This window comes from Pseudomonas sp. BF-B-30 (assembly GCF_019956305.1).
Lineage (GTDB): Bacteria > Pseudomonadota > Gammaproteobacteria > Pseudomonadales > Pseudomonadaceae > Aquipseudomonas > Aquipseudomonas jessenii.
The window spans coordinates 1-22843 of the sequence record NZ_JAHBDG010000055.1 but is presented as its reverse complement, the minus strand read 5'-3'; the positions used below and the strand labels follow the sequence as shown (position 1 = coordinate 22843).

The 22843-nt window shown below is 59.3% G+C and carries 24 protein-coding genes; 14 read left to right on the top strand and 10 right to left on the bottom strand.

Going from position 1 to position 22843, the window contains the following annotated elements; all coding sequences use genetic code 11:
- Positions 1-38: 38 nt before the first annotated feature.
- The 5 genes from KGB29_RS23250 to KGB29_RS23230 all read left to right on the top strand — a co-directional run bounded on the left by KGB29_RS23250 (position 39) and on the right by KGB29_RS23230 (position 6064).
- On the top strand, positions 39-986 hold the full coding sequence (locus tag KGB29_RS23250) for a LysR substrate-binding domain-containing protein (RefSeq protein ID WP_057716376.1): 948 nt from the start codon (positions 39-41) through the stop codon (positions 984-986).
- Positions 987-1200: 214 nt separating this feature from the next.
- Positions 1201-1608 carry an HPF/RaiA family ribosome-associated protein gene (locus KGB29_RS23245; RefSeq protein ID WP_057716375.1) on the top strand — a complete coding sequence of 136 codons (408 nt, stop codon included), beginning with the start codon at positions 1201-1203 and terminating at the stop codon, positions 1606-1608.
- A 223-nt stretch (positions 1609-1831) separates the two neighbouring features.
- Positions 1832-2410, top strand: coding sequence for an RNA polymerase sigma factor (locus KGB29_RS23240; protein WP_154861615.1), 579 nt, complete (start codon positions 1832-1834; stop codon positions 2408-2410).
- A complete protein-coding gene (locus KGB29_RS23235; RefSeq protein WP_154861617.1) occupies positions 2407-3396 on the top strand; it encodes a FecR family protein in 990 nt (329 codons plus the stop codon). Before KGB29_RS23240 ends, KGB29_RS23235 begins: the two co-directional genes overlap by 4 nt.
- A gap of 238 nt (positions 3397-3634) precedes the next feature.
- Complete coding sequence (locus KGB29_RS23230) at positions 3635-6064, top strand: TonB-dependent siderophore receptor (RefSeq protein ID WP_154946584.1); 2430 nt, start codon at positions 3635-3637, stop codon at positions 6062-6064.
- Positions 6065-6206: 142 nt separating this feature from the next.
- On the opposite strand, the gene KGB29_RS23225 is transcribed toward KGB29_RS23230, so the two are convergent.
- Positions 6207-7082 carry a helix-turn-helix domain-containing protein gene (locus KGB29_RS23225; RefSeq protein WP_154861621.1) on the bottom strand — a complete coding sequence of 292 codons (876 nt, stop codon included), beginning with the start codon at positions 7080-7082 and terminating at the stop codon, positions 6207-6209.
- A 151-nt stretch (positions 7083-7233) separates the two neighbouring features.
- On the opposite strand from KGB29_RS23225, the gene KGB29_RS23220 reads away from it, so the two are divergent.
- A complete protein-coding gene (locus tag KGB29_RS23220; protein ID WP_057716370.1) occupies positions 7234-8136 on the top strand; it encodes a DMT family transporter in 903 nt (300 codons plus the stop codon).
- A gap of 27 nt (positions 8137-8163) precedes the next feature.
- Here KGB29_RS23220 and KGB29_RS23215 read toward each other — a convergent pair whose 3' ends face one another.
- Together KGB29_RS23215 and KGB29_RS23210 are read right to left on the bottom strand one after the other, a co-directional pair.
- Positions 8164-8673, bottom strand: a complete 510-nt coding sequence (locus KGB29_RS23215) for a DUF2165 domain-containing protein (RefSeq protein ID WP_150815342.1) — start codon at positions 8671-8673, stop codon at positions 8164-8166.
- A 187-nt stretch (positions 8674-8860) separates the two neighbouring features.
- Positions 8861-9835, bottom strand: coding sequence for a 2-hydroxyacid dehydrogenase (locus KGB29_RS23210; protein WP_102669128.1), 975 nt, complete (start codon positions 9833-9835; stop codon positions 8861-8863).
- Between the two features lie 195 nt (positions 9836-10030).
- On the opposite strand from KGB29_RS23210, the gene KGB29_RS23205 reads away from it, so the two are divergent.
- Entirely contained in the window at positions 10031-10288 is a 258-nt protein-coding gene (locus KGB29_RS23205; protein WP_090453154.1) for a hypothetical protein, read from the top strand.
- Between the two features lie 128 nt (positions 10289-10416).
- On the opposite strand, the gene KGB29_RS23200 is transcribed toward KGB29_RS23205, so the two are convergent.
- From KGB29_RS23200 to norR, 5 genes are all read right to left on the bottom strand, one after another.
- Complete coding sequence (locus KGB29_RS23200; RefSeq protein ID WP_150815343.1) at positions 10417-11166, bottom strand: YkgJ family cysteine cluster protein; 750 nt, start codon at positions 11164-11166, stop codon at positions 10417-10419.
- Positions 11167-11249: 83 nt separating this feature from the next.
- Positions 11250-11576: a hypothetical protein gene (locus tag KGB29_RS23195; protein WP_150815344.1), complete on the bottom strand. Its 327-nt coding sequence runs from the start codon at positions 11574-11576 to the stop codon at positions 11250-11252.
- 139 nt (positions 11577-11715) lie between these two features.
- The gene (locus KGB29_RS23190; protein WP_174245533.1) at positions 11716-12174 is read right to left on the bottom strand and encodes a GNAT family N-acetyltransferase; all 459 of its coding nucleotides are present in this window, start codon (positions 12172-12174) and stop codon (positions 11716-11718) included.
- A 27-nt stretch (positions 12175-12201) separates the two neighbouring features.
- Positions 12202-13104, bottom strand: coding sequence for a chemotaxis protein CheV (locus KGB29_RS23185; RefSeq protein WP_150815168.1), 903 nt, complete (start codon positions 13102-13104; stop codon positions 12202-12204).
- A 196-nt stretch (positions 13105-13300) separates the two neighbouring features.
- A complete protein-coding gene (norR, locus tag KGB29_RS23180; RefSeq protein ID WP_150815167.1) occupies positions 13301-14851 on the bottom strand; it encodes a nitric oxide reductase transcriptional regulator NorR in 1551 nt (516 codons plus the stop codon).
- A 156-nt stretch (positions 14852-15007) separates the two neighbouring features.
- On the opposite strand from norR, the gene hmpA reads away from it, so the two are divergent.
- Positions 15008-16189: an NO-inducible flavohemoprotein gene (gene hmpA / locus KGB29_RS23175; protein WP_150815166.1), complete on the top strand. Its 1182-nt coding sequence runs from the start codon at positions 15008-15010 to the stop codon at positions 16187-16189.
- A 285-nt stretch (positions 16190-16474) separates the two neighbouring features.
- Positions 16475-16984 carry a disulfide bond formation protein B gene (locus KGB29_RS23170; protein ID WP_102669134.1) on the top strand — a complete coding sequence of 170 codons (510 nt, stop codon included), beginning with the start codon at positions 16475-16477 and terminating at the stop codon, positions 16982-16984.
- A gap of 551 nt (positions 16985-17535) precedes the next feature.
- Here KGB29_RS23170 and KGB29_RS23165 read toward each other — a convergent pair.
- Positions 17536-17796, bottom strand: coding sequence for a hypothetical protein (locus KGB29_RS23165; RefSeq protein ID WP_102669135.1), 261 nt, complete (start codon positions 17794-17796; stop codon positions 17536-17538).
- A gap of 27 nt (positions 17797-17823) precedes the next feature.
- On the opposite strand from KGB29_RS23165, the gene cyoA reads away from it, so the two are divergent.
- Genes cyoA through cyoE form a run of 5 tightly spaced genes read left to right on the top strand, consistent with a single transcriptional unit; the run spans position 17824 to position 22667 of the window.
- Positions 17824-18768 (top strand): ubiquinol oxidase subunit II, encoded by a 945-nt coding sequence (cyoA, locus tag KGB29_RS23160; RefSeq protein WP_057716359.1) that lies wholly within the window; start codon positions 17824-17826, stop codon positions 18766-18768.
- Positions 18769-18771: 3 nt separating this feature from the next.
- The gene (gene cyoB, locus KGB29_RS23155; protein ID WP_015093557.1) at positions 18772-20802 is read left to right on the top strand and encodes a cytochrome o ubiquinol oxidase subunit I; all 2031 of its coding nucleotides are present in this window, start codon (positions 18772-18774) and stop codon (positions 20800-20802) included.
- Between the two features lie 3 nt (positions 20803-20805).
- The gene (locus KGB29_RS23150) at positions 20806-21426 is read left to right on the top strand and encodes a cytochrome o ubiquinol oxidase subunit III (protein WP_030128695.1); all 621 of its coding nucleotides are present in this window, start codon (positions 20806-20808) and stop codon (positions 21424-21426) included.
- Positions 21427-21768, top strand: a complete 342-nt coding sequence (gene cyoD, locus KGB29_RS23145; protein WP_090453161.1) for a cytochrome o ubiquinol oxidase subunit IV — start codon at positions 21427-21429, stop codon at positions 21766-21768.
- A gap of 11 nt (positions 21769-21779) precedes the next feature.
- A complete protein-coding gene (gene cyoE / locus KGB29_RS23140) occupies positions 21780-22667 on the top strand; it encodes a heme o synthase (protein ID WP_057716357.1) in 888 nt (295 codons plus the stop codon).
- Here the strand turns inward: cyoE and KGB29_RS23135 are convergent.
- The coding region (locus KGB29_RS23135) for a hypothetical protein (protein ID WP_223473837.1) at positions 22664-22843 on the bottom strand (180 nt) is incomplete at its 5' end. The two genes, cyoE and KGB29_RS23135, sit on opposite strands and share 4 nt — an antisense overlap.

Here is a 22843-nt window from a genome sequence, read left to right as displayed (position 1 = left end):
ACGAAAATTCCTAAGACATCCTTTAGCAGGACTAAACGATGAGCCGTCAATTACACGCCCAGACGTATGTCTGGCTGAACGTGTTTGCCTGTGCCGCGCGGCACCTGTCGTTCACCCGCTGCGCCGAAGAACTGCACATCACACCGGGGGCGGTCAGCCAGCAGATCCGCCAGTTGGAAGAGCGCCTGGGCTTTCGCCTGTTTCACCGCCGCGCCCGCGGAGTGGAGCTGAGCGCAGAGGGCCAGCGCCTGGCCATTACCGTCAACGAGGCCTTTGGCAGCATCGACTCGGAATTGCGGCGACTGGACGCGGGCATGATCAGCGGGATTTTGCGGGTGCGTTCGATTCCGTCGTTCCTGAGCAAATGGCTGACGCCGCGACTGCCGCGTTTGCAGCAGCGTTTTCCGGACATCCAGTTGCGCCTGGTGGCCGAGGACAGCAGCGTGCCGTTGCATGAAGGTGACTTCGACCTGGCGATCGACCTGAACGACGGCAGTTATCCGGGCCTGTTATCCACAGCCTTGCTTGATGAACAGATTTTTCCGGTGTGCGCGCCGAGCCTCTTGCGTGGTCGTCCACCACTGCATGGTCCGGCGGACCTGATGCACTTTCCCTTGCTGCACGACATCACCGCCTGGCGCGGCAGCTACGAGTACGCGGAATGGGAGTTTTACCTCAATGCCATCGGCTTCGAGGGGGCGGATGTGCGACGCGGGCATACCTTCAATCGCAATCACCTGACGATCGAAGCGGCCATCGCCGGGATGGGAGTGGCGATTGCCCGACGGACACTGCTCAACGATGAGCTGGAGCGCGGGGCGTTGATCGTGCCGTTCGGCCTGGCGGTGCCCAATCACAAGCGCTACATGCTGCTTTACGCACCCGGGGCGTTGAGCCATCCGGGTGTGCGCGCGGTGCACGATTGGTTGGTGGAGGAGGCGGGTGCTTTTCGCAGCCTGCACCCGTTGGGGGAGCGGCAAATGTGAGCAATTATTACGTAAGAGCAGGGCGACCCAACTCCCGACCTTAACAGCGCTTTTACCGGTTGTCCGGCTTTTTTTGCGATTGAAAATTTATCTTTTTTAGGGGGTTGAATTGTTCAGCGTACAGACCGATTGTGTAAGCAAGAGGTCACGGTGATGACGCCCAAGGGCTTAGCTGACCGGCCTCTCGCGAGCTAGCTGAAATAAGGGATGAACTATGCAAATCCAAGTCAATAGCGATAACCATATTCAAGGCAGTAAACGACTGGAGGAGTGGGTACGTACGACCATTGAGAGCACGCTCGAACGCTACGAAGAGGACCTGACACGAGTCGAGGTTCACCTGCGGGACGAGAACGGCGACAAGCCGGGTCCCCACGACATGCGCTGCCAGCTGGAGGCGCGGCCAAAAGGCCATCAACCGATTTCCGTCACCCATAAAGCCTCCACCATGGAGCAGGCGATCGACGGAGCGGCTACCAAACTTGAACATGCGCTGGAGCATATGTTCGGCAAATTACGCGGCAAACGAGCCAATGTGGTGCCCATCGAGAGTGCCGCCCATGCCGACCATCTGCTGGAAGAAGAGTTTCTTGAGAACGAACAGGCAGCGCTTAACGGCTGACACCTGATTCACTTTTTTACCTTCCCATGAAAACGGGCCTGCATTGCAGGCCCGTTTTGTTTTCGGTGGCTTTTGGATTCGATGGCTATGCCATTGGTGCAACCAACGGGCGTAATAAAGGGCTGCACCCGATCCTTTTGCATATGAGAATATTTATCATTAATATTGCGACCTTTCCGGTCCCCCGACGCTGTCGTGGCCTCCCCGGTTTTCAGGTCGAATCATGAACGATGATCACTCTGCTCCCGAACCCCGCGATATCGAGCGCGATCCACAGCGCGGGGACCGTGCGCATTTTCTCCAGGTGTTTCTCTCCCAGCGTTCGCAAATGGAAGCACTGGTGAGCCGGCGTGTCGGTTGTCGGGCGACGGCGGCTGACCTGGTACAGGATTTGTTCCTGCGATTCTGGCGGCGGCCGTTGGTGCAAGTCGAGGAACTCAGCACCTACCTGCTGCGCTGCGCCGGCAACATCGCCATCGATCACTTGCGCAGTGAAGGCACGCGGGTCCGGGCCAGCGAAGGTTTGATGGTGGAATCACCAGACAGCCATGGCAGCGGACCGCAAGCGGCGCTGGAGGCGGGCAACGATCTGCGCCATGTCGAAGCCGCGTTGCGCGCCTTGCCGGAGCGTACGCGGCAGATCTTCTTGCTCAATCGCATTCACGGCCGCAAATACGCCGAGATCGCCAAGGCCATGGGCTTGTCCCAAAGTGCCGTGGAAAAACATATGATGCGCGCCCTCGAAGCCTGCAAGGCCAGCCTTCGGGAACCCGAACCGCGTACGCCAGGGACAGCACCGTGAACGACTTCAAACGCGTCACCCCGACGCCGGCGCAGGAGCAGGCCGCGCTGGCCTGGCTGAGCCTGTTGCATGACCAGCCCAACAGCGGTGACCAGGCGACGTTCAGCCAATGGTTGCGGGCCGACCCCGCCCATGCCGAGGCCTATGCCCGGGCGCAGGTCCTGTGGGAATTGAGCGAAGGACCGGCGCGCACACTCGCCGATGAAGACGCTTTTGCCTTGCAGGGCTATCTCAACGCCATGGACAAGCCGCGGCGCAGCACGCTCGGGCGCTGGTCCGGTGCGCTGGCGATGGCCGCGTGTCTGCTGTTGATGATCAGTGTCGGTACAGGCTGGCAGCCTATGCGTTGGATTGATGACCTGGGGGCGGATTACGTCTCGGCACCGGGGGAAATTCGCACCGTTACCCTGGCCGATCAGTCGCAGGTGACACTGGATGCCGACAGCGCCATCGCCGTGGATTTCAGTCGCGGTGAGCGGCATGTGCAATTGCGTCGCGGCGCCGGCTTTTTCAGCGTTACCCACACCGGCGAGCCGTTTGTGGTGGACGCCGAGAAAGGCCAGACGCGGGTCCTGGGCACGCAGTTCGAAGTCCGGTTGCAGCCCCACGGTGCACAGGTCACGGTGCTGTCGGGACGGGTTGGCGTGACGGCGCACCAGAAAGCCGATCAGCAAGTGCTCACCGCCGGCCAGCAAGTGGCCTATGGCGAAGGCTCGGCGCAAACACTCCACTCGGTGGACAGCGAAGCGCAGTTGGCATGGCGCCAGGGCTGGCTCAATTACTACAAGGCGACGTTAGCCGATGTGGTACAGGATTTGGCGCGCTATTACCCCGGACGGATCGTGTTGCTCAATGATGAACTGGCGAGGCGTCGGGTCAGTGGCAGCTTTCCGAGCAGGAACCCGCAGGCGGTGTTGAGTTCGTTGCAGGGGGTGTTGGGGTTTGAGCAGCATCAGGTTTTGGGGCATCTGATTATTTTGCGTTGAGGCGACCGGCCTCATCGCGAGCAAGCTCGCTCCCACGGGGTTATGTGTTGCCCCAATATTGTGGCCGACTCAATACCTGTGGGAGCGAGCTTGCTCGCGAAGACGGCAGATCAGACACCCAACCACTCAAGTAAAAATATTTTAAAGTTTTTGCTGAGGTAAACCCGATTGCCATCCGTGTAGTGACTGAAACTGCGAGTCATTCGCATCCGTTGCGGTTCTACACAGGTCATGAGTCATGAAGTCCAGGGCAAAATCGGGTTCGGTCAAACAATGGTTGGGTGTGTCTGCGTTGAGCTTTTCGGCATTGGCCTTGTTGCCGCTGAGCGTAGCGCTGGCCGCAGAGGCAGGCAGCAGTCAGCCGCGTGGGCAATTCAATTTCGCGCTGGCCGCCAAACCGTTGCCCCAGGCCCTGAGCGATTTCAGCCGAGTGACCGGCATCAGCGTCGTCTACACCGATGAGGCGCCGTACGGTCTCAATGCGCCGGCCATCAATGGCCAGATGAGCGCCGAACAGGCTCTGCAACGTCTGCTCACTGGTTCGGGCTTGACGTTCCGTCGCACCGACGGCCACACCATTGCACTGGAACCACGGCCGACTGAAGGGGCGTTGAACCTGGGTGCGACCACCATCACCTCGGTGATGGATGACTCCATGAGCTATCAACCGCCACCCATCACGTCAGTGATGCGCTCCTCGGCCCCCGTACAGGAGATCCCGCAGACGATCAACGTCGTTCCGGCCCAGGTGATCCGCGACCAGGCGCCGCGCAATCTCGATGACGCGCTGGCCAATGTCAGCGGCATCACCCAGGCCAACACCCTGGGCAGCACCCAGGACTCGGTGATGGTCCGTGGCTTTGGCGACAACCGTAACGGCTCGATCATGCGCGACGGCATGCCGATCGTGCAGGGGCGTGGCCTCAACGCCAGCGTGGACCGGGTCGAAGTGCTCAAGGGCCCGGCCTCGTTGCTCTATGGCATCCAGGATCCGGGTGGCGTGGTCAATATGGTCAGCAAGAAGCCCGAGCTTGAGCGGTACAATGCGCTGACCGCGCGCGGTTCGAGCTATGACGACGGCAAGAACGGCAGCGGTGGCAGCCTCGACAGCACCGGGGCCCTCGGCGATTCCGGACTGGCCTACCGCATGGTGCTGGACTACGAAGACGAAGATTACTGGCGTAACTTCGGTGTGCATCGCGAGAGCCTGATCGCGCCGTCGCTGGCCTGGTACGGCGAAAGCACCAAGTTGCTGTTCTCCTATGAGCACCGCGAATTCCTCACACCGTTCGACCGCGGCACGCTGATCGATCCACGGACCAACCATCCGCTGGACATCTCGCGCAACGAGCGTCTCGACGAACCGTTCAACAACATGGAAGGGCGCTCGGACCTCTATCACTTCGAGGCCGATCACGAACTCAACGACAACTGGAAAGCCCATTTCGGCTACAGCTGGAACCGCGAAACCTACGATGCCAGCCAGGTGCGCGTGACCGCCATCGACACCAAAAAGGGCACCCTGACCCGCAACATGGACGGCACCCAGAATGCGATCAGCACCGACCGGTTCACCACCGCCAGCCTCGAAGGCTACGTGAATGTGCTCGGCATGCAGCATGACCTGCTGTTCGGTATCGATGATGAGTACCGCAAGATCTACCGCGAAGACCTGATCCGCCAGAAAAGCCTGACCACATTCAGTTACGTGAACCCTGTTTATGGTCGGGAAGTGCCGGGCACCACCGTCAGTGCGCCCGACAGCGCACAAACCGATGAACTGCGCAGCAATTCGGTCTTCCTTCAGGACTCCATCCACCTCACCGACCAGTGGATTCTGGTGGCCGGCGCGCGTTTCCAGGCGTACGACCAGTACGCCGGCAAAGGCGTACCGTTCCACGCCAACACCGACAGCAACGGGCAGAAATGGGTACCGCGCGCGGGCCTTGTGTACAAATACACCGATGCCTTGTCGTTCTACGGCAGCTACACCGAGTCGTTCAAACCCAACTCGACCATCGCGCCATTGAGCGGCAGCAGTACCGTGCTTGACGGCGGTATCGCGCCGGAAGAAGCCAAGTCCTGGGAGCTGGGTGCCAAGCTTGATCTGCCGGGCCGCGTTACTGGCAATATCGCACTGTTCGACATCAAGAAGCGCAATGTGCTGGTGGCCAACGCCGAAGGTCCGACCACGATTTACAGTGCCGCCGGTGAAGTGCGTTCCCGTGGCCTGGAGGTGGACCTGAGCGGTCGGCTCACCGATCGCTGGAGCATGATCGGTAGCTACGCCTATACCGATGCCGAAGTCACCGAAGACCCGGATTACAAAGGCAATCAGTTGCAGAACGTGGCGAAGAACAGCGGCTCGTTGTCGGCCGTCTATGACTTCGGCAGCGTCATTGGCGGTGATCAACTGCGGGTCGGCGCCGGGGCGCGTTATGTGGGTGAGCGCGCGGGCAACGCGGTGAACGATTTCGACCTGCCGAGCTACACCGTGGCCGATGCGTTCGCCACCTACGACACCAGGGTCGAAGGGCAGAAGGTCAAGTTCCAGCTCAACGTGAAGAACCTGTTCGATCGCACCTACTACACCTCGGCGGCGAGTCGGTTCTTTGTGTCGATGGGGGATTCGCGGCAGGTGACGTTGTCGAGCACCTTGGAGTTCTGACGATAGACCGTGTCATCGTTCATCGCGAGCAAGCTCGCTCCCACAGGGGAATAGGGTAGCCACAAAACAGGTAAGCACCACCAAACCTTGTGGGAGCGGGCTTGCTCGCGAAGGTGGCAGTACAGGCGATAAAAAATCGGGCCTAGCGCAAAAACGCCTGTCGATATTCACCGGGCGTCCCGCCAAGTGACTGGCGAAACCGGTTGGTGAAATGGCTGGCGCTGGCAAAACCGCAAGCCAGTGCAATCTCCCCCAATGGTTGCGAGGTCGTGCGCAGCAACTCCCGCGCCCGTTCAAGGCGCCGCGCCAGCACATACTGATGGGGTGGCAAGCCGAAGCTTTCGCGGAACATCCGCGCGAAGTGGTATTCGGACAACGCGCACAACGCCGCCAATTGACCGAGGCTGATGGCCTCGTCCAGATGGCTGTCGATGAACTCCACCAGATGCCGGCGCTGGTGCGCGGCCAGCCCGCCTTTAAGGCGCAAGCCCTGACGCACGTTGACCTGGCTGAGCAGGGCATGGCTGAGCAGTTCGTGCGCCAGGCTGCTGGTGAGCAGGCGCTCGCCCGGCTCGCCCCAGTTCAAGGCGACCAACTGCCGAAAGCGCAGCGCCTGCTGCGGATCATCGAGAAAGGTCTGCTCGCGCAGCTGCATTTCCCGGGGCTCGCGATCGAGCAGGGTGACGCAGCCAAGGGCAAATTGTTCGGGGCTGAAATACAGGTGTGCCAGGCGAATATCGCCATTGATCACCCAGCCTGACTGGTGATCGGCGGGGAGGATGCACAGTTTGTCCGGACCACCCTTGTTGCCGGGCTGGTCGCGGCGAAAGGTGCCGGTGCCGCCGGCAAGGTAACAGGACAACGTGTGGTGGCTGGGCGCTTCGTATTCCTGAGCGTCATGGTGATTGCTCCACAAGGCTGCAGACAAGCCGTCACCGAGCTCGGCGCTGTGCTCAAGGCGAGCATTCGGCGAGCGGTTGAGGGCTTGAAAGACTTGTAGGGTATCCAGTGCCGCCATGATCGTTGCTCTCTAACACCTGCATCCAACGCCTCGCATCCTACTCCGTAGACGTGCGCCTGCCAGCCTGTCGCCAGACAAAAGCGCAAGTTTATGCAAGTGCGCCCAGGTGTGGCGCCGGACACTGGGCACCTAGCGAGGAGCCTTAGTCATGAACCTTTCTTTGTACCTGCTGACCGTGCTGATCTGGGGTACCACCTGGATTGCCTTGAAATGGCAACTGGGCGTGGTGGCCATTCCCGTGTCGATCGTGTATCGCTTCGGCCTCGCCGCACTGGTGCTGTTCGTGATCCTGCTGCTCAGCCGACGCCTGCAAGTGATGAACCGTCGCGGGCATCTGATCTGCCTGGCTCAAGGCTTGTGCCTGTTCTGCGTCAACTTCATGTGCTTCCTCACCGCGAGCCAGTGGATCCCCAGCGGTCTGGTGGCCGTGGTGTTTTCCACCGCCACTCTGTGGAATGCCCTTAACGCGCGGGTGTTCTTCGGTCAGAGAATTGCCCGCAATGTGCTGATGGGCGGTGCGTTGGGCCTGCTTGGGCTGGGGCTGCTGTTCTGGCCGGAGCTGGCCGGGCATACCGCCAGCCCGGAAACCTTGCTCGGCCTTGGTCTGGCCCTGTGCGGCACCTTGTGTTTCTCGGCGGGCAACATGCTTTCGAGCCTGCAACAGAAGGCCGGTCTCAAACCGCTGACCACCAATGCCTGGGGCATGGCTTACGGGGCAGCGATGCTAACCGTGTGGTGCCTGGTCAAAGGCATTCCCTTCGACATGGAGATGAGCACGCGTTACATCGGGTCACTGTTGTACCTGGTGATTCCGGGATCGGTGATCGGTTTCACCGCCTACCTGACCCTGGTCGGCCGCATGGGGCCAGAGCGGGCTGCGTACTGCACAGTGCTGTTTCCAGTGGTGGCACTCAACGTGTCGGCGTTCGCCGAGGGGTATCAGTGGACGATGCCGGCGCTGTTGGGGCTGGTATTGGTGATGTCGGGTAACGTACTGGTGTTTCGCAAGCCCAAACCACGCTTGGTACAGGGGAGTAGCAAGCTCGCTTGAGATGACGTTCATCGAGCGCTGAAGTCCTCAGTGCTCGACTTTGATCGCAATATAAATCAGCAGCGGTAGTATGAAATCGACAATATGCCGGGTCCAGTCTTTGTAATTCCAGGCTTGTGACTGGTCCATGTTGAACCATTCCACGCCGATAACTTGAAAGCCGACATAGTAAAGCAAGAGCGCAATGAGCAGTCCAATAATCGCGGGCTTCTTGGCTTCATGGAATTCTTCTGCGCTGCTATTCAGGTTTTTATAAAGATAACAGGTTCCGATCATGAAAAAGAGCGTGTAGATAACCTCGAGTGTAATGATGAGCCAGTAGATACGGTGATGGAGTATGTGCGAGGTAATGGCCCTGTAGCTGTACTTCTCGTCGTCACCCGTGCTCTCCATGCTCAGGATGTTACTGATGTTTTCGTAGTTGGTTGCGTAGTCTGTGAAGTTGCTGTACATCACCAGCAATCCAAAAATGCTTATGAATAACATTAATGTGGCTTTGCTGAAGCGTATGACTTTATTTGTCGTAAGTTGATTCAAGGTGGTGATCTCCTTTATTGTTTCCGTTGTGCCTGGAAAAGTAAGGAGAGTCTAGTGGGTGGTTTTGTTGTTTGTTTGTTGACTGAATTGCAGGGTGTGTATTCAGACAGTTTTTTTACAGGTTTAGAGTGATATTGTTTTTGTTTTTTGTATTTAAGGGCAGGCGCTTTTAACGCCTGCCCTTTTTTCAACCCTTCCAGACTTGCGGGTTGACCAGGTCCTGTGGGCGTTCCCCCAACAGCGCACTGCGCAGGTTGGCCAGGGCACGGTTGGCCATGGCATCGCGGGTCTCATGGGTGGCCGAGCCAATGTGCGGCAAGGTCACGGCATTTTTCAACTGGAACAGTGGGGACTCGGCCAGCGGTTCTTTTTCGTAAACGTCCAGTCCGGCACCACGAATGCGGTTGTTTTGCAGCGCTTCGATCAGTGCCGGCTCATCCACCACCGGGCCGCGGGCAATGTTCACCAGGATGGCGCCTGGTTTCATCAGCGCCAGTTCGCGATGGCTGATCAAGTGTTTGGTTTTCTCGCTGAGCGGCACCACCAGGCACACGAAATCGGCCTCGGCCAGCAGTTGATCAAGGCTGCGGAACTGCGCGCCGAGCTCCTGTTCCAGTTCGGTCTTGCGGCTGTTGCCGCTGTAGATGACCGGCATGTTGAACCCCAGGCGACCGCGTCGGGCGATGGCCGCACCGATGTTGCCCATGCCGACAATGCCCAGCGTCTTGCCATGCACATCGCAACCGAACAGCTGCGCACCGACAGTGGCCTGCCATTGCCCGGCCTTGGTCCAGGCATCCAGTTCGGCGACGCGGCGCGCGCTGCTCATCAACAGGGCAAACGCCAGGTCGGCGGTGCTTTCGGTGAGCACATCCGGCGTGTTGGTCAGCATGATCCCGCGTTCGTTGAAGTAGGCCAGGTCATAGTTGTCGTAGCCCACCGAGACACTGGATACCACTTCCAGCGTGGTGGCGTTTTCCAATTGAGCGCGGCCGAGTTTGCGACCGACGCCGATCAAGCCGTGGGCGTGGGGCAGGGCTTCGTTGAATTGGGCGTTGATGTCGCCGTTTTTCGGATTCGGCACGATGACGTCGAAATCCTGTTGCAGGCGTTCGATCATTGGTGGAGTGACGCGGCTGAATGCAAGGACGGTCTTTTTCATGGGCGGGCGGGCTCGTCGGGCGGTGAAGAATGATGAGCACGCTAACATTCTTCGCGGGATTTGTGCGAGTCGTCAGGCGGTCTATGCAAGCTTGCAGCTTGTCGTGCTCCATCCAGTTATACTGCCGCACTTCTTATACTGTGGCATGCGGCCCGCTCACCGGGCCCGACATTTCATGCACCACCCGGAGCTTTCATGACTTCCCCGAAACAACCGCCGGTCGCCGACGCCCTGAACGACGTGCAGGCAGAGCTGCCAGACAGCGTCGACTCCAGCGCCGACAGCGAATCCAAAGCCGGGATCCCGGCCTTCAAATTCCCGTTCAAGCCGGGTGAGCTGGCGGCCGCCAAGGGTTCCAACCAGCCGTGGTACAAGAACGGCGCCAAGAACGGCCACACCAAAACGCCGGGCATGGCACCGCCAGGGACTCGCCGGTCGATGGGTAAGCGCTGAGTTCTTAAGTCTGCAGTGACTGATCTGCCGTCTTCGCGAGCAAGCCCGCTCCCACATTTGGAATGCATTCCTCCAGTGGGAGCGGGCTTGCTCGCGAAGGGGCCGGTACAAACACTGCAAATTCCGAATCAAGTCGCCCGCAACGAAATAAACGAGTAATTCGTCAGCGCATCCGCCGTCACTTGCGCACCTACGGCCAGCACTTGCCCGGCAATATCATCCCCCGACACATGAAACCGCCATTCGCTGCTCCACTGCGGCAACGTTTGCCCGTCCAGGTCGTCGATGATCGCGGCAAATTCCGCCATATCCGGCAGATAAGCAGTAAACCCGTCGCCCTTCAGGGCCGTCGTGCGAATCCCCAGCAACGCACAAATTGCATCCTTCATCAGAATCTCATCACGATCCGCCTGACGGGAGCGCTGGATCACTTCCGACAATCCCCGGTCGACCAGCTCACCACCAACAATCAGCTCCGGTCCTTTTTCCCACGACTCAGGCGGACATTCCTTCATGGCGGTGTTCAGAGGTATGTGTGGATTGATTTCCATCGGATAGATACGGCACACCAGCGGCCGGCGTTCGTAGATGCGACAGAGGTTGTCTTCGTCAAGATTTCGGCAGGGACCGACATTGTAGGCGGCGAAGGTGATGGCCACGTACGCCTCGGATTCACCGCTGCGCACTGCCGCCGAACGGCGTTCGGCGTGTTCCCGTTGGTGCACCGGCAGACCCAGGCCATTGCCCAGAAACGCTTCCACCAGCACGATCACCTGACCGCCATCGGCTGCCCACATCCGGGCTTCGCCCAGAGTCAGGGGCACATGGTGGTCGTTACAGCATTTGCCGCAGCCTACACAGGAAAACGTTGTATTCATCGAGCGTTCGTTCGCGTCACAGGGCATGAAACGGCGACAGAATGCCGCCGCAAAGGCCGCTGTCGAAGCAAATTATGCGCCACTCAGTGTGCCTTGCCGGCCGGGCGGATGGAGTCCCATTCGGTGACGTATGCGGTTTTGCTCTTTTTGTTGTACAGGCACAACTCGGTGCCTTGTGCGCCTTTCATGTGCTTTTGCGGGTACTGGCCCTGAAGCAGGAGCGCGGTGTAGCCGACCCGGTCATCGAACTGCGCGGCGTTGCCGACCGGTTTGCTGTCCTTCAGGCCGCTGGCCTTGGTGCAACTGGTGAGTACGGCTTTGTCGTAGGTGGCCCAGGCGTCGGGGCTGGAGGCGTGGGCCTGGGAGGTGAGGGCGGTGAGGCAGAATAGAATCAGGGGCGCAGCTTTCATGGTTCAGGCTTCCTTGGGCTCAGTGACCAAGGCAGGAGTATGCCTGAAAGCTAGATGGAGACTTTGCTGGCCTCTTCGCGAGCAAGCCCACCCCTTCAAGTCTAAGCATACAAGCGAGCCTGCTCGCGATGGCGGTGTGTCAGAGCGGAACCGGCTCCCGGCGAACCGCGCGCATCCCGACGCTTTCATACAAGCGCCGCGCCCGAAGGTTGTCTTCACGTACCTTCAGGTCCACGAAACCTTCATGCCGCTGCTGGAACATCTTGAACGCCTGCAACAACAGCGCACGCCCCAACCCCCGACCCTGAAACCGCGGGTGCACCACCAGGTTCTTGATATAGGCACTGGTCCAGCACTGGCAAACGCCGACCACTTCCTCGGCATCCAGGGCAATGAAGCACAGGGCCGGGTCATATTCCGGATCGGTTTCGAACTGCCGTTGCCACATGTCCAGCGCGGCTACGCGACCACCGCCGTCGAGATAACCGAACTCCATCAACCGGTGCACGGCGGCGCCCAGTTCGGGGCGGTATTCGCTCAGTTGCAGGCCGGTTGGCCAATCAGGGGGCGGCACGACGACAGAGAGGTCACGCCGCATCAGCCAGCAGAATTCTTCGGTCAACACTCAATAACCCTGTTCGGCGACAGCCTTGGCCGCGGTGATCAGACACTGGGTCAATTCCGGCGAAGAAAACTTGGTCAGCACAGCGTTCGCCCCCGCCAGTCGTGCTTTCTCGGCGTTCATCGCACTGTCCAGCGAGGTGTGCAGCAGCACATAAAGATGCGCGAAATCCGGGGTTTCCCGCAAGGTGCGGGTGAAGGCGTAACCGTCCATCTCCGACATCTCGATGTCCGAGACGATCAGGTTGATCTGCTGCGCGGTGCCTTGCAGGTCCAGCAGGCAGTCGATGGCTTCCTTGGCGCTGCGGGCCGTATGGCACTGCAGGCCGAGGTTACGCAGGGTGTGCACCGATTGCTGCAAGGCGACCTGGCTGTCATCGACCACCAGGATGCGCGCGTTGCCGAGCAGTTCGGCGTCTTCCATGCTCAGTTCGGTCGGCGCCATTTCGATTTGTGCCGGGGCGATGCCATGGATGACTTTTTCGATGTCCAGCACTTGTACCAGGGTGCCATCGACCGACGTCACGCCAGTGATGTAGGCACGCGAACCACCGGAGCCGAAGGGCGGCGGGCGGATGTCGGTGGTCAGGCAATGGACGATCTTGCTCACGGCCTGTACGTGCAGGCCCTGCTTGGAGCGGCTGACGTCGGTGACGATCAGGCAGCCGCCGTTCGGGTCTTCCAGCGGACGCTCGCCAATGGCTCGGCTGAGGTCGATCACCGACAGCGAGGCACCGCGCAGGGTGGCGATGCCTTTGACGTGGGGATGTGACTCCGGCAGCCTGGTCAGCGGCGGGCAGGGAATGATTTCACTGACCTTGAGCAGGTTGATCGCCATCAGCTTGCCGCTGCGCAAGGTAAACAGCAGAAGCGAAAGTGAGTCTGCGCGGGCTTTGGTGGAGGACATATAAACCTTCTCTGGAAAAAGGTGACGGGCAATCCAGGGATCGCCAATGACTTCGATGCCGGGTTATCGACTTGTTTGGGGCAGGCTTTAACAATTGCGGTGAACAGTAAGACGCCATCGCGAGCAAGCTCGCCCCCACATTAGATCGTCGTCGTTCACTCATCCTGTGGGAGCGAGCTTGCTCGCGATGGGGTCATCACTTCATGCCGAGCCTTTTGGCCATCCGCCCCAGATTCGCCCGATCCAAGCCTAGCTCACGGGCCGCGCTTGCCCAGTTGTTGTTGTGCCGCTCCAGGCAGGCACCGATCAACTGGCGCTGATAGTTTTCGGTCGCCTCGCGCAAATCACCTGCTACCAACGCCACAGCGGCGATGGCGGGTTGCTCGGCAGCGGTTTCAACGCTGGCGCTGGGCAAGTCGAGGTCGGCTGCGCTCAAGCTGAGAATCTTTGGCCGCTCCTTGCAATTGCCCAGGGCTTTCAAGGCGCTGCGGCCGATCAAATGTTCAAGCTCGCGCACATTGCCGGGCCAGTCGTAGGCCAATAACGCGGCCTGGGCGTCGCTGTTCAGGCGCAGGCTGTTGAGTCCCATGCGCGAGCGGTTCTGCTCCAGGAAGTAACCGCTGAGCAGCAGCACATCGCGCCCGCGATCGCGCAGGGCCGGCACCAGCAGCGGATACACGCTGAGGCGATGGTAGAAGTCGGCGCGGTAACGGCCGCTGCGTACTTCTTCGGCGAGGTCGCGGTTGGTCGCCGCGATCAGGCGCACGTCGACCTGATGCTCCTGGTCCGAACCCAGTCGCTGCAGTTGACCGCTTTGCAGCACCCGCAGCAACTTGGCCTGCACGGTCAGCGACAACTCGCCGACTTCATCAAGGAACAGCGTGCCGCCATTGGCCAGTTCGAACTTGCCACGGCGGTCGTTCATCGCCCCGGTGAAGGCGCCGCGAACATGGCCGAACAACTCGCTTTCCACCAGGGTGTCGGGCAGCGCGGCGCAGTTGAGGCTGATGATCGGTTTGTCGGCGCGGGGCGAGGCGGCATGGATGGCTTGGGCCACCAACTCCTTGCCGACCCCGGTTTCGCCGGTGATCAACACGGTCAGGTCGCTGCCGCCCACCAGGCTTATTTCTTCGACCAGGCGCTTGTGGGCCTTGCTCTGGCCAATCATCTCGCGATTCTGCTGGCCGCTGGCCTGGCGGTAGACCTCGGCGCGCTGATGCTCATCTTCGACCCGGTTGTTCAACCGCTCGATGCGCTCGGCGGCGTTGACCGTAGCGGCCGCGAGGCTGGCGAAGGCTTGCAGGGCATCCAGTTCGATCGGTTCGAAGCGCTCCGGGTCGAGGGCATCGAGGGTCAGCAGGCCCCATGGGCGCTCGTCGATGAACAACGGGCAACCCATGCAGTCGTGGACTTCCAGATGATCATCCAGGCCATCGACCAAGCCGTCATAGGGGTCAGGCAAGTCGCTGTCGGCAGCGAACCGGGTCGGGCCGGGGCCGCTGAGCAGCGCTTCGAAACGCGGGTGCTCGCTGACCTTGAAGCGCCGGCCGAGGGTGTCGGTACTCAAGCCGTCGACGGCCAGCGGCACCAGCCATTCACCATCAAGACGCAGCAGGGCGGCGGCGTCGCACGGGAGCAGGGCGCGCATGGCTTCCAGCAGGCGTCGATAACGTTCGCCCTCGGGCAGTTCGCGGGACAGGTCGGCGACCAGGGGCAGCAGAGCAGTGAGCAGGGGTTTTGCAGTCATAGTGACTCCGTGTAGTCGGTATGACTATAAATCAGGCAGTGTCTAAATGACTATTTAGTTATCAAGTTATTGATTTATAACGATTAAATAGTTGGCACGAAAGCTGATAAGCATAGGGTAGTCCGTTAGCAACCCAAGAAGACCAGGAGTCACCTTATGCTGAGCGCTCAAGACCGTGCCATCGTCAAATCCACCGTGCCGCTGCTCGAAAGCGGTGGTGAGGCGCTGATCACGCACTTCTACCGCATGATGCTCTCCGAATACCCGGAAGTCCGCCCGCTGTTCAACCAGGCCCACCAGGCCAGCGGTGATCAGCCGCGTGCCCTGGCCAACGGCGTATTGATGTATGCGCGCCATATCGACCAACTCGACCAGTTGGGCGACCTGGTGGCCAAGATCATCAACAAGCACGTGGCCCTGCAGATCTTGCCGGAACACTATCCGATTGTCGGCAGCTGCCTGCTGCGGGCCATCGCCGAAGTATTGGGCGAAGAGATCGCCACTCCTGAAGTGATCGCGGCCTGGGGCGCGGCCTACGGTCAACTGGCGGACATCCTGATCGGTGCCGAAACCAGCATCTACGACCAGAAGGAACAGGCACCGGGCGGTTGGCGCGGGGCGCGGGAATTCATCGTGGCAGACAAGGTCGAGGAGAGCGCCGAGATCACTTCGTTCTACTTCGAACCCGCGGACAAAGGCCCGATCCTGCTGGCAGAACCCGGCCAGTACATCGGCATGAAACTGATCCTCGACGGTGAAGAGATCCGTCGTAACTACTCGCTGTCGGCGCTGGCAAACAAAGGCCAGTACCGCATCAGCGTCAAGCGCGAGGCCGGTGGCCGCGCTTCCAACTTCCTGCACGACCAGTTGCATGTCGGCGCCAGCATCCAGTTGTTCCCGCCATCGGGCGAGTTCGTCCTGACCGCCAGCGACAAGCCACTGGTACTGATCAGCGGTGGCGTGGGCATCACCCCGACCCTGGCGATGCTCGAAGCGGCGCTGGAAACCCGGCGGCCGGTGCATTTCATCCACTGCGCGCGCAACGGCAGCGTCCATGCCTTCCGCGACTGGATCGATGGCCTGGCTGAGCGTCATCCGCAACTCAAACGCTTTTACTGCTATTCCGAGGACGACGGCGTGAGCCCGGCGGCGCACAAGATGGGGTTGTTGAGCCAGCAGCAGTTGCATCAATGGCTGCCGCAAGAGCGCGATCTGGATGCCTATTTCCTGGGGCCAAAAGGCTTCATGGTCGCGATCAAACGCCACCTCAAGGCATTGGGTGTACCGGAGAAGCAAAGCCGTTATGAGTTCTTCGGGCCGGCGGCGGCGCTGGAGTAAGGGGTTGCGGCGGCTCGGGGGACCGAGTCGCCTGCTTCGCGAGCAAGTCGGATCGCCGCACCGCCGCTCCCACATTGGTCCGTGTCGTTCACAGATCCAATGTGGGAGCGGGCTTGCTCGCGAATGCCACACCTCGGTCCTGAACTGAAAAAAGTCAGAAAGTTAATCCCTTCTTAACCGCCTTATCGTCTATTCCCCCCGAATCCCCCTCACATGCTCCAGACTCTCAAAGGTCCGGGCCAGCGTGTAGACTGACGGGCAATCGAAATATTGAAGGGAAACGCAATGAGCGATGAATCCATGCGGTTGGGGCGTGAACGGCGCTACCTGGTGTTTTTGGGCATCATTTGCCTGGCGCTGATCGGCGGCGCGCTGTACATGCAAATTGTTCTGGGCGAGGCCCCTTGCCCGCTGTGCATCCTGCAACGTTACGCGTTGCTGCTGATCGCGATCTTTGCCTTCATCGGCGCGGCCATGCGCGGCCGTCGCAGCATCACGGTGTTTGAAACCCTGGTGGTGATCTGTGCAGTGGCAGGTGCAGGCGTTGCCGGGCATCACGTCTATACGCAGTTCTATCCGGCGGTCAGCTGCGGCATCGATGTGCTGCAACCGATTGTCGATGACTTGCCGCTGGCGAAGATCTTCCCGCTGGGTTTCCAGGTCGATGGTTTCTGCTCCACGCCATACCCGCCGATCCTTGGTCTGTCGCTGGCACAGTGGGCGCTGGTTGCCTTCGTGCTGATTGTGGTGCTGGTGCCGTTGCTCACCTCGCGTAACCGCAAAGCGCTGCGCTGAGGTCAACTGCCGCCTCCCATTGTCGGACAAAAAAGCCCCGGTCCTCGAAGAGAGGGCCGGGGCTTTTTTTGTCTTGCAGAGCACATTTCAGAGGCTGGGTAAAAAGACTGTGACGGGTGGCAATCAAGGGTGCGACAAGTGTGCGACATGTTGTCACAGAGCGAGTGCCGCAGGGCGTTCGAGAAGGCCGGATTGGTACATGGAAACGTAACGAAATTGGCTTGTTTTGCAGGCTTCCGGTTTTTTCCATTGAGGGCACGAACAGGCAGTTTTAACAGGCTCTGGCGAATGGCCAGAGACCCCGTCATATCGGGCCTTGGGCAAGGTCAAGGGCCGAGAAGAGGGACACGATACTGTCTGAACCGTGGGTGGAAGACCTACTTATTTTGGTGTTTTTGTTGAGAATTAATTTCGATAAGATGCGCCACTTTTGCGAAAACGGTTAATGATTGTTGCCGGTTCGGATAAAAATTATTTCGGGATGAGACATGGTTTATAGAACGTTACATATCTACAATCGCCCGCACTGAATTCCCGGCACTGCTCAAATCTTAACCAGGGGTGAGCAGAAACAGGGTGTCGAGAGGTCTGGTGGCTTCATGCGATTCCCAGGTGTCGGAGCCTCCAACTACCCGCACCAAATGGAATTGGTCTGTAACAAGGCCTTTGACCACGTATTCGAATAAGAACTCACCGCAGGCCCGGGATTTGTCGTACAGCGTCTGACGCACGACGGGCATGCCCTTATTCAATCCAAGAAAAATGCCAACCCTTGGCAGGGTGAAGTGTTGGCGATCAAAACCCAACTGCATTGCGCAAGCTGCTTTAGAGGTCGTGAGATGAGTAAAAACAGGTACCCCAGACTACTAGGCTTATTGCCGCTGATCGGCACGTTGCTGCTGTCAGGCTGCAACATGACCTTGCTCAATCCCAAGGGCCAGGTTGGTCTGGATGAGCGAAACCTGATCATCACCGCAACGCTGCTGATGCTGTTGGTCGTCGTTCCGGTCATCATCATGACCTTCCTGTTCGCCTGGAAATACCGCGCGTCCAACACCAACGCTACCTACACCCCGAAATGGAACCACTCCACCAAGATCGAGATCGCGGTGTGGGCTGTTCCAGTGCTGATCATCATTGCCCTGGGTTACGTCACCTACAAGTCGACCCACGCCCTTGACCCGTACAAGCCGCTGGAATCCGACGTCAAGCCTGTGACCATCGAAGTGGTCGCGCTGGACTGGAAGTGGCTGTTCATCTACCCGGAACAAGGCATCGCCACGGTCAACAAGATCGTGTTCCCGGCGCACACCCCGATCAACTTCAAGATCACTTCCGACGCCGTGATGAACTCGTTCTTCATCCCTGCGCTGGGCGGCCAGATCTACGCGATGGCGGGCATGCAGACCAAGCTGCACCTGATCGCCAACGAGAACGCCGAGATGGACGGTATCTCCGCCAACTACAGCGGCGCGGGTTTCACCGGTATGAAATTCAAAGCGATCGCAACTTCCCAGGAAGATTTCGACGCCTGGGTAAGTGAAGTCAAAAAGGCGCCTAAGCAGCTTGAACAAGCTGAATACGCAGCCCTTGCCAAGCAAAGCCAGAACAACCCAGTCGAGCTCTACTCCTCGGTGACGCCGAACCTGTTCCAGACCATCGTCGACAAGTACGAAGGCATGAAACCGGGTCCGAAAGTGAAGCACGAGAAAGAAGAGAAAGAAGTGGCCGCTACGCAAGGAATGGACATGAACTCGCATTCAGCTGCCGGGGCAGAGGAGTAAACGATGTTTGGTAAATTAAGTTGGGAAGCAGTCCCGTTCCACGAGCCGATCGTAATGGTGACCATCGCCATGATCGCGCTCGGTGGTCTGGCGCTGTTCGCTGCAATCACCTACTTCAAGAAGTGGACCTACCTGTGGACCGAGTGGCTGACGTCGGTCGACCACAAGAAAATCGGCGTGATGTACATCATCGTCGCCATGGTCATGCTGCTGCGCGGCTTTGCCGACGCCATCATGATGCGTACCCAGCTGGCCATGGCCACCGAGGGTTCGCCTGGCTACCTGCCACCTGAACACTATGACCAGATCTTCACCGCCCACGGTGTGATCATGATCATCTTCATGGCGATGCCATTCTTCACCGGCCTGATGAACCTTGCAGTGCCGCTGCAGATCGGCGCGCGTGACGTTGCCTACCCGTTCCTGAACTCCCTGAGCTTCTGGCTGCTGGTTTCCGGCGTGGTGCTGATCAACCTGTCCCTGGGCGTCGGCGAATTCGCCAAGACCGGCTGGGTTGCCTATCCGCCGCTGTCGGGTCTGCAATACAGCCCTGGCGTGGGGATGGATTACTACATCTGGGCGCTACAGCTATCCGGCCTGGGTACGACGCTGACGGGGGTCAACTTCCTGGCCACCGTGCTGAAAATGCGTACCCCTGGCATGAAGCTGATGGACATGCCGATCTTCACCTGGACCTGCACCTGGGCCAACGTCCTGATCGTGGCCTCGTTCCCGATCCTGACCGCTACCCTGGCACTGCTGACGCTTGACCGTTACATGGATTTCCACATTTTCACCAATGAACTTGGTGGCAATCCGATGATGTACGTGAACCTGTTCTGGGCATGGGGTCACCCTGAGGTGTACATCCTGATCCTGCCAGCGTTCGGTATCTTCTCCGAAGTCATCTCGACCTTCACCGGCAAGAAACTGTTCGGCCACCACTCGATGGTCTACGCATCGGGCGCGATCTCGATCCTGGGCTTCATGGTTTGGCTGCACCACTTCTTCACCATGGGTTCGGGTGCCAGCGTCAACGCCTTCTTCGGTCTGGCGACGATGCTGATTTCCATCCCGACGGGTGTGAAGCTGTTCAACTGGCTGTTCACCATCTACCAGGGCCGTCTGCGTTTCACCAGCCAGGTTCTGTGGACCCTGGGCTTCATGGTGACCTTCGCCATCGGCGGCATGACCGGCGTACTGCTGGCCATCCCGGGTGCTGACTTCGTTCTGCACAACAGCCTGTTCGTGATCGCGCACTTCCATAACGTGATCATCGGCGGTGCGGTATTCGGTTACATCGCAGGTTTCGCGTTCTACTTCCCTAAAGCGTTCGGCTTCAAGCTGCACGAAGGCTGGGGCAAGGCAGCGTTCTGGTTCTGGATCTCGGGCTTCTTCGTCGCGTTCATGCCGCTCTACGCGCTGGGCTTCATGGGCATGACCCGTCGTCTGAACGCCACCACCAACCCTGAGTGGGTGCCGTACCTGTACGTCGCCATGTTCGGTGCGGTGATGATCGCCGTGGGTATCGCTTGCCAGCTGATCCAGCTGTACGTCAGCGTGCGTGACCGCAACAAGCCGGAAAACATGTGCGAACACGGCGACCCGTGGAATGCCCACACCCTGGAATGGTCGACCTCGTCGCCACCACCGTTCTACAACTTTGCCGTGCTGCCGAAAGCCGACTGCATCGACCCGTTCACCGAAGCCAAGGAAAACGGCACCGCGTACAAGGCCCCGGCCAAGTACCAGCCGATCCACATGCCTAACAACACCGCCACCGGTGTGGTCATGGGCGCGCTGTTGACGGTGTTCGGTTTCGCGATGATCTGGCACATCTGGTGGCTGGCAATCGCTAGCCTGGCCGGCACCGTGATCTACTTCGTGATCCACGCGGCCCGTGATGATCAAGGCTATATGGTGCCGGTCGACGTGATCGAGCGCATCGAAGCCGAGCAGCACAAGCGCCTGGTAGCGGCAGGGAAAATCCCGGCCACCGCCACCCGTGTTGAAACCTCGTTGGAACAGGCTTAAACCATGTCGAATTTAGTGACCAATGTTGGACACGCCCATGGTGACCATGGGCACGATGACCACCACGACTCGGGCGAGATGACCGTATACGGTTTCTGGCTCTACCTGATGACCGACTGCATTCTGTTTGCGTCGATCTTCGCTGTGTACGCGGTACTGGTTAACAACGTAGCGGGTGGTCCGTCGGGCCACGACATCTTCGAACTGCCATACGTGCTGGGCGAAACCGCTCTGCTGTTGTTCAGTTCGATCACCTACGGCTTCGCCATGCTGGCGTTCTACCGGGGCAACAAGAAGCAGGTCCTGGGCTGGTTGGCCATGACCTTCCTGTTCGGCCTGGGCTTCATCGGCATGGAGATCAACGAGTTCCACATCTTGATCTCCGAAGGCTACGGCCCTAGCCGTTCCGGCTTCCTGTCCGGGTTCTTCACCCTGGTCGGTACCCACGGTCTGCACGTGACCAGCGGTCTGATCTGGATGGCGATCATGATGTATCAGGTCAACAAGCATGGCCTGACCTCGACCAACAAGACTCGCCTGAGCTGCCTGAGCCTGTTCTGGCACTTCCTGGACGTCGTCTGGATCTGCGTATTCACCGTTGTTTATCTGATGGGGACTATGTAAATGGCTAACCCAGCTCATTCCCACCATGGCCACGACGACGCCGGTCACGGCAGCTACAAGTCGTACGTCATCGGCTTCATCCTGTCGGTGATCCTGACCGCCATTCCATTCGGTCTGGTGATGTACCCGACACTGCCGAAGTCGATCACCCTGTTGATCGTCCTGGCGTTCGCGATCGTCCAGGTGCTGGTGCACCTGGTGTACTTCCTGCACCTGGACCGTTCGGCCGCGCAGCGAAACAACGTGATTGCGTTTGTCTTCGCCGCGATCGTGATTGTCCTGCTGGTTGGCCTGTCGCTGTGGATCATGTTCAGCATCCACACGTTCATGATGGCGAAGTGAGGTAAGTCCGCATGTCCCTCAAGCACTTTATCCAAATCACCAAACCGGGGATCATTTTCGGTAACGTGCTTTCTGTGGCAGGCGGATTTTTCCTGGCCTCCAAAGGGCATGTCGATCTGGCCATCTTCCTGGCCGCCATGATCGGCACGTCCCTGGTGGTTGCCTCCGGTTGCGTGTTCAACAACTGCATCGACCGCGACATCGACCTGAAGATGGAACGCACCAAGAACCGGGTGCTGGTCCAGGGCTTGATCTCCCTGAAACTGGCCCTGATCTACGCGACCGTCCTGGGTGTCGCCGGCGTTGCGCTGTTGTACAAGGTGGCCAACCCGTTGGCCGCACTGTTCGCAGTCATCGGCTTCGTGATCTACGTCGGCTTCTACAGCCTGTACCTCAAGCGCAAGTCGGTTCACGGCACGCTGGTGGGCAGTCTGTCGGGCGCCATGCCGCCGGTGATTGGCTACGTCGCAGTCAGCAACACCTTCGACATGGCCGCGCTGACCCTGCTGGTGATGTTCAGCTTGTGGCAGATGCCGCATTCCTACGCCATCGCGATCTTCCGCTTCAACGATTACCTGGCCGCATCGATTCCGGTGCTGCCGGTGAAGCGCGGCATCCAGGTGGCCAAGAAGCACATCCTGCTCTACATCCTGGCGTTCCTCGTGGCGACCTTGATGCTGACCTTCAGCGGCTACGCCGGCATGAGCTACCTCGCCGTCGCCGCGGCCATGGGCATGTACTGGCTGTACATGGCCTGGACCGGCTACAAGGCAGTGGATGACACGGTCTGGGCACGCAAGCTGTTCGTGTTCTCGATCTTCACCATTACCGCGTTGAGCGTGATGATGTCCCTGGACTTCAAAGTGCCGGCGGAGTTGTTGCTGACGTACGCGCCTTAAGGTTTAGATGCTGTAACGAAAAGCCCCGCCTTCGAGAGAAGAGCGGGGCTTAATGAGATGGTCAGCCTGACCGAGAAGCCCTGCAGGTTTACGCTTGCAGGGCTTTTCTCGTTTTCGGCGGAGGATCTCTCATGAACACGATGACGCTTCTCGGTATCGACATTGGCAAACACAGT

Coding starts and splice junctions, on each gene's coding strand:
- cyoB (WP_015093557.1), top strand. CDS start 18,772: ATGTTTGGTAAATTAAGTTGGGAAGCAGTCCCGTTCCACGAGCCGATC.
- norR (WP_150815167.1), bottom strand. CDS start 14,851: ATGACTGCAAAACCCCTGCTCACTGCTCTGCTGCCCCTGGTCGCCGAC.
- KGB29_RS23230 (WP_154946584.1), top strand. CDS start 3,635: ATGAAGTCCAGGGCAAAATCGGGTTCGGTCAAACAATGGTTGGGTGTG.
- KGB29_RS23210 (WP_102669128.1), bottom strand. CDS start 9,835: ATGAAAAAGACCGTCCTTGCATTCAGCCGCGTCACTCCACCAATGATC.
- cyoA (WP_057716359.1), top strand. CDS start 17,824: ATGAGTAAAAACAGGTACCCCAGACTACTAGGCTTATTGCCGCTGATC.
- cyoE (WP_057716357.1), top strand. CDS start 21,780: ATGTCCCTCAAGCACTTTATCCAAATCACCAAACCGGGGATCATTTTC.
- KGB29_RS23165 (WP_102669135.1), bottom strand. CDS start 17,796: ATGCAGTTGGGTTTTGATCGCCAACACTTCACCCTGCCAAGGGTTGGC.
- KGB29_RS23245 (WP_057716375.1), top strand. CDS start 1,201: ATGCAAATCCAAGTCAATAGCGATAACCATATTCAAGGCAGTAAACGA.
- KGB29_RS23195 (WP_150815344.1), bottom strand. CDS start 11,576: ATGAAAGCTGCGCCCCTGATTCTATTCTGCCTCACCGCCCTCACCTCC.
- KGB29_RS23185 (WP_150815168.1), bottom strand. CDS start 13,104: ATGTCCTCCACCAAAGCCCGCGCAGACTCACTTTCGCTTCTGCTGTTT.
- hmpA (WP_150815166.1), top strand. CDS start 15,008: ATGCTGAGCGCTCAAGACCGTGCCATCGTCAAATCCACCGTGCCGCTG.
- KGB29_RS23220 (WP_057716370.1), top strand. CDS start 7,234: ATGAACCTTTCTTTGTACCTGCTGACCGTGCTGATCTGGGGTACCACC.
- KGB29_RS23250 (WP_057716376.1), top strand. CDS start 39: ATGAGCCGTCAATTACACGCCCAGACGTATGTCTGGCTGAACGTGTTT.
- KGB29_RS23200 (WP_150815343.1), bottom strand. CDS start 11,166: ATGAATACAACGTTTTCCTGTGTAGGCTGCGGCAAATGCTGTAACGAC.
- cyoD (WP_090453161.1), top strand. CDS start 21,427: ATGGCTAACCCAGCTCATTCCCACCATGGCCACGACGACGCCGGTCAC.
- KGB29_RS23150 (WP_030128695.1), top strand. CDS start 20,806: ATGTCGAATTTAGTGACCAATGTTGGACACGCCCATGGTGACCATGGG.
- KGB29_RS23225 (WP_154861621.1), bottom strand. CDS start 7,082: ATGGCGGCACTGGATACCCTACAAGTCTTTCAAGCCCTCAACCGCTCG.
- KGB29_RS23240 (WP_154861615.1), top strand. CDS start 1,832: ATGAACGATGATCACTCTGCTCCCGAACCCCGCGATATCGAGCGCGAT.
- KGB29_RS23170 (WP_102669134.1), top strand. CDS start 16,475: ATGAGCGATGAATCCATGCGGTTGGGGCGTGAACGGCGCTACCTGGTG.
- KGB29_RS23190 (WP_174245533.1), bottom strand. CDS start 12,174: ATGCGGCGTGACCTCTCTGTCGTCGTGCCGCCCCCTGATTGGCCAACC.
- KGB29_RS23205 (WP_090453154.1), top strand. CDS start 10,031: ATGACTTCCCCGAAACAACCGCCGGTCGCCGACGCCCTGAACGACGTG.